Raw genomic sequence first — 2,627 nt, forward strand, 5'->3', positions numbered from 1 at the left:
GGGTTATCTCCTGCGTCCTGAGGTTTATCCTCTTTCTCATTTCTCCCTCAAGAACGTCGGTGATTTCCTTGTCAAAGGCCTTCTTCATGATCCTCTCGTTTCTCTCGATAAGGGTGACGTTCTTTCCCTGGGCAGAGAACGCCTCGGCCATCTCAACACCGATGTAGCCGCCGCCTATTATCACGACGTCCTTAACCGGATTTCTCTCCATGTACTCCCTTATCGCAACGACATCCGGGGGCAGATCAGCGGTAAAAACCCCCGGGAGCTCAACCCCTTTAACTGCCGGAATCCTCGGGGAAGCTCCGTTGGCGAAGACCAGGTAATCCCATTCGTAGTTTTTCTCCCCACCTTTTTCGCGAACCCTCACGCTCCCCTGTTCAACCTCTACCACTTCTGCCCTGAGGTGAAGGTCTATACCGCGCTTCTTTATGAAGACCTCTGGAGGATAGTGCATGAGCTTCTCCGTAGGTGAGATCCCCTCAACCACGTACGGGATCCCGCAGGGAGCGTGGCTTACCCACTCCGTAGCCTCGAAGACCCTGACGTCCCACTCGGGCCTCAGTCTCTTAACCCTGGAGGCAGCACTCATTCCAGCAGCTCCACCTCCTATGACAACGACTGTCTTCTTCTCCATCCCAACCACCACCAGGAGGGGTTCTAGACCTTTAGTTAAAAAGGTTGATGGGCAGAAGCGGTTAATCGGAGATTTCCTTCTTTGAGAGGAAGTACTTCCTCCCCTTCACTTCGACCATTCTGTAGACATCCCCCTCCCTGAGCTCCATTGGCGGCTTCTCAACCTCGTAGATCCGGTAGTTCTCCATGTCCATTATCTGAACCCCGTCTTTTCCGATGCTCGTCACCATCGCATCGCCCTCCTCGTGCTCCACCTCATCAATTCCCTCCCTCTTCGCAGTCTTCCAGTCCCTGTGTTCTTCCCTGCCTGTTGAGAGATTCCTCAGGGAGATTCCCTTTCCGCCTACGCCCGTCACCTCATAGACGTTACCCTCCCTGTCAGCAACTATGTCGCCCTTCCTGAACTTTGGAATCCTTACGCTGACACTCGTGCGGTAAACTTCCCTGCTCGTCTGCCTGTCCATGCCGACCAGCTCATAAGCTTCGCTTATCGTGCCACCGAAGCGCTCCCTTATCGCCTGCGCGAGCTTTCTTGCACTCAACGTCGAGCCCATGTAGAAGTCAAGTCCCTCCTCCTTCTCGATGGTGTCCTGTATGAATCCCATCCTGTCCTTGCGCATTATTTCGTCCACTTTCTCCTCCACGAGCCTTCCGATGGCCTTTCTCTCCCCCTCGCTTAATGGCCTCCCCTCAGCGCGAACCTGGAGGATGGCCTCGAAGTATCCCCCAAGGAACTTCTGACAGCGGGGACAGACGGTCTGCCTAACATAGACGGTGACTTGTTTGGTCTCGTCGTGGAGCTCACGCTGAAGCTCGTGGGTTCTGGCCTTAACGCGGACCTCGTAGGTAACTATCGCCGGAAAGTACCCTATATGCCATCTGACCGGGACGAAGGCTGCAACCGCCTTCCCGACCGGGAGGTCTACCACCCTCCCAAGCTCCTCCATCGAAACGATTTCAAATTCCTTCACCTTCTCGCCCAGGGAATCTTCAAGGGCTTCAAGGAGCGCGCTCTCAGCGACCTCGAATATGAGCTCTTCTAAATTATAGCTCTTCGGGTCGACCCACACTCCCCTCTTCCTGTAGCTTCCGCAGTTCTGACAGATTTCCATGTTGATTTCATCCGAAATGAGAAGCACGGGATTTTCCTTCCGGTAGCACACCTGACAGAGGCCATCGATGAGTGGCCCGCCTTCCTCCTCACTTATCCCGCAACGGTAGCAGAAGCGCCCACCCATAGTCTCACCACTTGATTGGAAGGTTGGGAGTTTAAAAAGTTAGAGGAACAGCTTTGCCATCTGCGCGTGGGGAACTCCCTGGATGCGAAGAACCCTCTCAGGATCAATGTAACCCAGTTCTATGGCCTTTGAGACACACCGCTCGCCGGTCAGGTTGGCTATGGTTGCCTCATCAAGAAGCTCCTTGAGCCTGTCCTCCCCAACGAGCTTCCCTTTGTAAAACCTCTCCTTGACCTCCAGCTTAAGCTCCCCCTCCCTGAAGGTCTTCCCGAGCAGTTCCTCGTCGCATGCCGCTAAAAGGACTTCACCCTGAACGCGGTAGACATTTACGTATATCATTTGATCACCGGGAGAAAAGGGGAGAGAAAGGGTTAAAAAGTTTGGGAGTTCAGGAAACTCCCGCTGCCTCCAGGAGGTCAATGGCCTCCTTAATGTAGACAAAGGCTTTCCTGAGGTGTATGAAGACCCTCACGTCGCCAAGGTTGAGGACAACCGCCCCTCCCGATGCCGTGGCGGCCTCTTTGTACTCCGCAACTGCCATCTCATAGAGCTTCTCAGCCTTCTGAAGAGTCTCATTACCGACTCCAGCTGAAAGAGCCTCCCGGTACAACCTACTGAAACTCTCGTTGAAGATAACAAAATTATGATAGTACATGTAGTTGTACATGACTATCATTGAGGATAATAAGGCCATTGGAGTTATCGACACGGCGTATGTACCATCTACTTCAATTACGGGATCCTCCTTGAGGA

General features: G+C 53.4%; 3 protein-coding genes and 1 pseudogene. All 4 read right to left on the reverse strand.

All coding sequences use genetic code 11. The features are described 5' to 3' along the window. Positions 1 to 637 (reverse strand): FAD-dependent oxidoreductase (locus MVD07_RS03450; RefSeq protein WP_297498705.1); only part of this gene is annotated, 637 nt, incomplete at its 3' end. Between the two features lie 61 nt (positions 638 to 698). Further along, positions 699 to 1,874 (reverse strand): 60S ribosomal export protein NMD3, encoded by a 1,176-nt coding sequence (locus MVD07_RS03455; protein ID WP_297498698.1) that lies wholly within the window; start codon positions 1,872 to 1,874, stop codon positions 699 to 701. Positions 1,875 to 1,913: 39 nt separating this feature from the next. Next, the gene (locus MVD07_RS03460) at positions 1,914 to 2,213 is read right to left on the reverse strand and encodes a DUF424 domain-containing protein (protein ID WP_297498702.1); all 300 of its coding nucleotides are present in this window, start codon (positions 2,211 to 2,213) and stop codon (positions 1,914 to 1,916) included. Positions 2,214 to 2,262: 49 nt separating this feature from the next. Continuing rightward, positions 2,263 to 2,627, reverse strand: a pseudogene (locus MVD07_RS03465) (hypothetical protein); the annotation flags it as partial.

Origin of the sequence: Thermococcus sp. (genome assembly GCF_027008145.1) — an archaeon.
Lineage (GTDB): Archaea > Methanobacteriota_B > Thermococci > Thermococcales > Thermococcaceae > Thermococcus.